Below are 889 nucleotides of genomic sequence, written 5' to 3' on the forward strand. Positions count from 1 at the left end.
GTCGCGATCGACGGCAGCAAGTTCAAGGCGGTCAACAACCGCGACAAGAACTTCACCGCCGCCAAGGTCGAAGCCCGGCTGGCGCAGGTCGAGGCGAGCATCGGTCGTTACCTCGCGGCGCTGGATCGAGCCGACCGTGAGCCGAGCGACATCGCCCAGGCGCGCACCATGCGGATCAACGAGAAGATCGCGGGCCTGCGCGAGCAGATGCAGGCTCTCCAGGCGATGGGTCGGCAGGTCGAGGCCGCCCCCGACGGCCAGGTCTCGCTGACCGATCCCGACGCGCGCTCCATGGCGACCAGCGGCAAGGGCACCGGCTTGGTCGGCTACAACGTCCAGGCCGCGGTCGATGCCGAGCATCACCTGATCGTGGCACACGCGGTGACCAACGTCGGCAGCGACCGGGCGCAGCTCGGGCCGATGGGGCTCTTGGCGCAGGCGGCGACGGGATGCACCACGCTGACGGTGCTGGCCGACCGGGGCTACCTGAGCGGGGAGCAGGTGCTGGCCTGTGAGGGCACCGGCGTGCTGCCCTGTGTGCCCAAGACCCTGACCTCGGGCCACGCCAAGCGTGGCCTCTTCACGGGACAGGACTTCGTCTCCGACGCCGAACAGGACCACTACACCTGTCCCGCCGGCCAGCACCTGACCAAGGGGGCCGCCCGGTCCGATCGTCGGACCGAGGACGACGCGATGGATCACTACCGCAACCTGACGGCTTGCCTCGGCTGCGCACTCAAGCCCCGCTGCACGCCGACGGAGACGCGCCGGGTCAAGCGCTGGGTGCACGAGGGCGTGCTCGACGCGATGCAGGCGCGGCTCGACCGGATGCCGGATGCGATGAAGATCCGTCGCCAGACCGTGGAGCACCCGTTCGGCACGCTGAAGG

The 889-nt window shown here is 69.9% G+C and carries 1 protein-coding gene; it reads left to right on the forward strand.

Translation table 11 applies throughout. From position 1 onward, the window contains the following. On the forward strand, positions 1–889 hold an 889-nt coding region (locus AAHG03_RS27025), incomplete at both ends, for a transposase (RefSeq protein WP_342154964.1).

Source organism: Methylorubrum subtropicum (assembly GCF_038442325.1).
In the GTDB taxonomy this organism is placed as follows: domain Bacteria; phylum Pseudomonadota; class Alphaproteobacteria; order Rhizobiales; family Beijerinckiaceae; genus Methylobacterium; species Methylobacterium subtropicum.